Source organism: Candidatus Woesearchaeota archaeon (assembly GCA_026394965.1).
Lineage (GTDB): Archaea > Nanobdellota > Nanobdellia > Woesearchaeales > 0-14-0-80-44-23 > JAPLZQ01.
Map to the genome: position 1 here is coordinate 1 of JAPLZQ010000041.1, position 5,700 is coordinate 5,700.

Sequence of the window (5,700 nt, forward strand, 5' to 3'; positions counted from 1 at the left end):
AAGGACGGGCACAAGATGAGCAAGAGTTTCGGGAATGTGGTGTTCCAGACAGACATCTCTGAAAAATACGGAATAGACACAGCAAGGCTTTTTCTGATGTTTGTTGCATCGCCTGACAAGCAGATGGAGTGGAGCGACTCAGGTGTTGAGGGAAGCTACAGGATAATCGGGAGAATGATTGCACTGAAGGACAAGCTCAAAAAGGGGCATGATGAGATTGATGAGAGCAAGATAAACCTCACAATAAAAAGGGTTACAGAGGGAATTGAGACATTCCAGTACCCCAAGGCGATAATTGCGCTCATAGATTCAATTGAATATTTCTCAAGGGGAATATCAAAGGAGCACTATAGCGCGCTTTTGAAGATGTTCTCAGTCTTCTGCCCGCACATAAGCGAGGAGCTCTGGCACGAAATCGGAAACAAGAGCTTTATCAGCATTGAAAGCTGGCCTCAATGCGATGAGAAAAAGATAAGCGAAGAGTCAGAGGAGCTTTTCAAAATCCTTTCCTCTGTCAAGGAAGACATAAGAAGGATAATTGAGCTTGCAAAAGCAAAGGATTCAAAAGCATCTGCAAAATCAGTCAAGCTTGTTCTCGCAGACAAATGGAAATACAATGCTCTTGAGAAAATAAGGAAATCACTTGAAAAGACAAGGAACATGGGGGAAATCATGAAAGCGCTTCTCTCAGAGAAGGAGCTTTCACCAAAGGCAAAGGAGGTTTCAATCCTTTCTGCAAGAATCCTGAAAAATCCCCAGCTCATGGTGCAGGGAAAAATAACCCAGGAAAAAGAGAGATTATTCCTTGAAAGGGAAAAGGCAGGGATTGAAAATGAATTGGGATTTCCGGTTATAATAGAAACAGCTGAGAAATCCTCTGAACAGAAGAAAGAGCAGTCAATTCCAGGAAAGCCCGCAATAATTGTAAATATGCAATAATTGAATTTGGAATAAAACAGGATAAAAGGGCAATAAATAAATACAAGCTGCCGCAAATAAAGAACTTAAAAAGGGGAAAAGAGGCAAATGATAGCACTGGAATACATTGCGTCTGTCGCAGCGATACTTTTCATTGGAATAATCTCCTCAATTCTGTCAAAAAAATTCAGGATTTCAAATGCGCTCATCATGATTTTCTCAGGAATAATCCTTTCATTCATAAAATTCAGCGGAAAGCCCATGATAATGCTTCACCCGTCTTTCATAATAGGGGTAAGTGTTGTTGCAATAGCGCTTGTTGTTTTTGACTGCAGCTCAAGATTCAGGATAAGGGAGTTTGACTCGCTTTCAGCAAGGGCAATGAGGCTTTTTTTCACAGCGCTGATTTTAAATGCCATTGCATTAACAGCCCTTGCAGTCTGGCTTTTCAAAACAGACCTGCTCTCAGCATTAATATTCTCTGTGCTTATGACAGGAACATCTGCTGAGATTACCGGGCACATCCTTAAAACCCACAACCACAGCGTGCTTGACATCCTCAGGGCAGAATCAACTGCGGGAATGCCTTTCATATTCATCATCCCATTCCTGCTTCTCGAGATGAAATTAGGCTTAGGCGGCGGAATAGCAATGCTTGACTACGCGCCAACAATAATCCAGCAGGTTATGATTGGGGCTGGAACAGGGCTTCTTTTCGGGATAATAATCTTCAAGTTCATGAAAAACCGGTATTCAAGGAAATTCTCGCCCCTTGCGCTCATAACATCTGCGCTTCTTACCTACATTTTCTCAGAAAACCTGGGGGGAAGCGGGGTTATCTCAGTAGCAGTGCTTGGGTTCTTCTTTGGAAATGTCTATGTGAAAAACAAGGAAAGCCTGATGGAGTTCTCATTCACTGTTTCAAGCAGCATTGAGATACTTGTGTTCACCCTTGTTGGAATAATGGTAGGATTTCCTCTAAATCAGTCTTTCCTCCTCAAGTCGCTCATCGTCTTCATGGGCTATCTCATCATAAGATATGCCACAATAATGATAATATTGAAGAAAAGATTCAGCCATAAGGAAAAGATATTCATATCTCTTGTAAGCCCAAAAGGGATAGCGCTTGCATCAATTCTCCTGGTATTCTCAGAATACTCTGCAACGGGGCTTTCTGAAATCCTGAGCCTTGCACTTGCGTGCATGCTCTACAGCATCATAATATCATTGATAACAGCAAGGATGAAATCAAGGATTCTCGGCGCATCCAAGTAAGAAGAAGATTTGCGGCTTATAGAACTATAATTTTAAATATTCTGAATAAAAGAATGATTAACATAAGGCATAAGAAATCATAAAAAGTAAAATGTAATGATTATGCAGTATGATTATACAATTTTTGGGAGATAAGAAAGGATGATAAAACTCGGACCTGCAGGAAGCCCCCTTCCCTCAACTTTGGAAGGGGTTGAGGAGGTTAAGAAGATAGGGCTCTCTGCAATGGAGGTTGAGTTCACCCACGGAGTAAGAATGAAGGATGAGCTTGCAAAGAGCATAGGAAAGGCAGCTGAAAAGACAGGAATAAGCCTGAGCGTGCACGCTCCATATTTCATAAACCTTGCATCAGATGAAAAGGAAAAAAGGGAGAACTCAGTAAAGAGAATCCTTGACAGCGCAAGGCTTGGCTCAATCATGGAAGCAACCCACATAGTTTTCCATGCTGCATTTTACGGAAAGATGGAGAAAAGCAGATGCTATGATATTGTCAGGGAATATGTTCTGCGCATGCAGGATGAGATGAAGGAAAATGGCTGGAACACACTCCTTGCGCCTGAAACAACAGGGAAGCACTCGCAGTTCGGGACAGTTGAGGAGCTCCTTAAGCTGAGAGAAGAAACCGGATGCTCAATGTGCATTGACTTCGCCCACCTCAGGGCAAGAAACAACGGGATTGACTATGAAGAAGTTTTGGAAAAGCTCTCAGGAATAAATCACATCCATTCGCATTTCTCAGGAATAGAGTACACTTCCGCAGGGGAAAGAAGCCACAAGATTATGGATGAAAGGGAATTCCTGCCTCTTGCAAAGCTCCTTCTGAAAAATAACACTGACATAACAATAATATCAGAAAGCCCCATAACCTGGCAGGACTCGCTTAGGATGAAAAAGATAATTGAGGGATTAAGATGAACGAAGAGAGCGCAGGGGGAGTCATAGTGAGAAATGGAATGGTTGCAATTGTGCATAACAAGTCAGGGCACTACTCATTCCCAAAAGGGCACATTAAAAAAGATGAAAATCTTCTTGAAGCTGCATACAGGGAGATAAACGAGGAAACCGGGCTTGAAAAAAATGATTTAAAGTTCATAAAAGAACTTGGGACATGCTCGCGCCCGGACGGAAAAAGCGGGAATATGAAAGACATACACATATTTCTCTTCACAACTGAAAAAAAGGAATTGAAGCCAATTGACATTGAAAACGCTGATGCAAAGTGGGTTCCTATAGAAGAGCTTACAAAAAACATCTGGTGGAAAGAGGACAAGGACTTCTTTGAATGCCACATCAAGGAGATAACACGCGCTTAGGAGCACAGCAAAATTTATAAACTTCCGTTCTTATTTCATATACTCCGGTGGGAACATAAATCTAAAACTGCAGAGCAGGAAAATTCTAATAAAAAAAACCAGCCGGGGGCGCTTTGATTGAAAGCTGAATTTACAGAAACTGAGACAGAAGGGATTATAGATTTTTTCGGGATAAAAACAGACGTAAGGGAGCTTGATGCAAAACTTCCCAGTGATGCAAAGGCTTACCTGACAAAAGAGAAAAGATTCAGGGAATACATACTTGATTCCCCTGAAGCAAGGGAAATTGCATGCTACCCGTCAATTGTTGGGAGTTCCCTTGAGCAGATGACTGAAAAGCTTGCAAAGAGCGCTTATGCCCTTCTTTCAGAAGAGGGCGAGATTGGAAGGAACATACTTTTCTGCCACATCCTGCGCGCATCTGTAGGATACAATCTCCATGAAATTATGAAAACTGAATGCAATATAAGCGAGGCAATGATTAGAACCCAGTATGTATTGCCTTCATACCGGGCTCATGATTCAGATGAGAAAGAGATAAGGATAATATATGAAAAGATGGACGGAGTGAAAGAGCTTTCCGGAAAAAGAGCCACTCTTGTAATCCAGGACACAGTTGCATCAGGAAAGACAATTGATATTGCGCTGAAAAAAATTCTTGAATCAGCAGATGAAAGCCATTTAAAGATAGACAAGCTTGTGCTCTACGGATTCATAGCAAAAAATGGGCTGCTGCACATCTACGATTCGCTAAGGGGGACAGGAATAAGAATGACTGCGCTTGCCATAGGAAACATAACCCCCATTTCCACAAACGGGTATGACATGCCGCTTTACGGCCCCGATGAATTTGAATACCGGAAAAGCGGGATAATAAGGCTTATGGGAGGAACATGCTCAAGGGAGAGCCTTGAAAGCTATCTTCCCGCATTCATACCTGGCGCTGACCAGCCGGGAGACTGGTCTGCAAGGCTCTCAAAACTCTACAACGGCAATTCATTTGAAAAGAGCGAGATAACAAGCCATCTGAAAAACTCAGAGGAATACATAATCAGGCTTGAAACCCTCCTGAAAAAGGAATTCCCAAAATTATATGAAAAATTCCGTGGCAGGATTTCAGAAGAGCTTGAAAACCTGAGAAACCTGAAGCCGATGTATATTGATGCTGAGGCATTCAAGGAAAATCATGAAAGCCCAAGAAAATACATTTAAGCGGGATTTTATTATCTCATTTTTACAATATTTTTTCTGAATTTCCTGATTCTTCTCATTATGCGCTGCCTGAATTTATTGGAATCCCCTGAATTTTTTCCATCTAAAAGATTAAAATCCCTGAAATAGTCATATTTTCCTGTTATCTTATTCCCCATTCCGTGTTTTATTGCTGCATTGATAAAACGGGATATTGTCTTAATCCTCCCATCACTTGCAAACCTCCTGTTTGAGGTTGTTACATGGCAAGAATTGAGAATCCTGAATTTCCCGCCTGCCTTTGCAAGCCTGCAGGTTAGGTCTGCATCCTCTGCAAAGGAAATCTTCTCATCAAAGCCCCTTACCTTAAAGAAAATCTTTCTCTTGACAATTATGCACATTCCTGTTGCATACGCGTATTTTGTTCTCTCTGTTGCGCGCTGGACAATGTTATTAAGGCGCTGCAGGAACAGGTCCATCCTGTTCCTGGAAGCCATATGAATGTCCACAGAGGAAAAATCAAGCCCCCTTTCATTGAATTCCCTTATCGCCCTTGAGAAGAAATTCCTTGATAGGGTTACATCTGCATCAAGGAAAATCAGAAGGTTTCCCCTTGCAATTCTTGCGCCCCGGTTTCTGCCAATTCCCGGAAGCCCCCCTCTTATGACTCTAGCGCCAAAGCGCTTCGCAATCTTTCCTGTCCTGTCGCGCGAAGGAGCAAGAGCGACAATAGTTTCAAATTTAAGCTTCCTGCAGGACTTTACATAAAGGCGTATCCCTGAAAGAAGCTTTGGAAGATACTTCTCCTCATTCTTTGCAGGGATTATTATGGAAACATCAATATGATTGTCAGCCATATATAAGAGAAGAAAAGCCCCATTAATAAAATTTGCCCCTAAAAACGCCTGCAATAGAAATATTTAAAAGGGAGAGTTTAATCCAGATGGATTACACATTAAAACAGCATACTCGCCACAAAAGAGTGGAGGAATAAAATGAAAAA

At 41.8% G+C, this 5,700-nt stretch carries 6 protein-coding genes; 5 read left to right on the forward strand and 1 reads right to left on the reverse strand.

Going from position 1 to position 5,700, the window contains the following annotated elements; genetic code table 11:
* The 5 genes from NTV63_01785 to NTV63_01805 all read left to right on the forward strand — a co-directional run.
* The coding region (locus NTV63_01785; protein MCX6709666.1) for a class I tRNA ligase family protein at window positions 1-939 on the forward strand (939 nt) is incomplete at its 5' end.
* An 87-nt stretch (window positions 940-1,026) separates the two neighbouring features.
* A complete protein-coding gene (locus NTV63_01790) occupies window positions 1,027-2,193 on the forward strand; it encodes a hypothetical protein (protein MCX6709667.1) in 1,167 nt (388 codons plus the stop codon).
* Between the two features lie 141 nt (window positions 2,194-2,334).
* Window positions 2,335-3,108 (forward strand): TIM barrel protein, encoded by a 774-nt coding sequence (locus NTV63_01795; GenBank protein MCX6709668.1) that lies wholly within the window; start codon window positions 2,335-2,337, stop codon window positions 3,106-3,108.
* Window positions 3,105-3,506, forward strand: coding sequence for an NUDIX hydrolase (locus NTV63_01800; GenBank protein MCX6709669.1), 402 nt, complete (start codon window positions 3,105-3,107; stop codon window positions 3,504-3,506). The genes NTV63_01795 and NTV63_01800 overlap by 4 nt, the downstream gene beginning before the upstream one ends.
* Window positions 3,507-3,623: 117 nt before the next feature.
* Window positions 3,624-4,718, forward strand: coding sequence for a hypothetical protein (locus NTV63_01805; protein ID MCX6709670.1), 1,095 nt, complete (start codon window positions 3,624-3,626; stop codon window positions 4,716-4,718).
* Between the two features lie 11 nt (window positions 4,719-4,729).
* Here the strand turns inward: NTV63_01805 and NTV63_01810 are convergent, their stop codons facing one another.
* Window positions 4,730-5,554: a glycosyltransferase gene (locus tag NTV63_01810; GenBank protein ID MCX6709671.1), complete on the reverse strand. Its 825-nt coding sequence runs from the start codon at window positions 5,552-5,554 to the stop codon at window positions 4,730-4,732.
* Window positions 5,555-5,700: the final 146 nt, after the last annotated feature.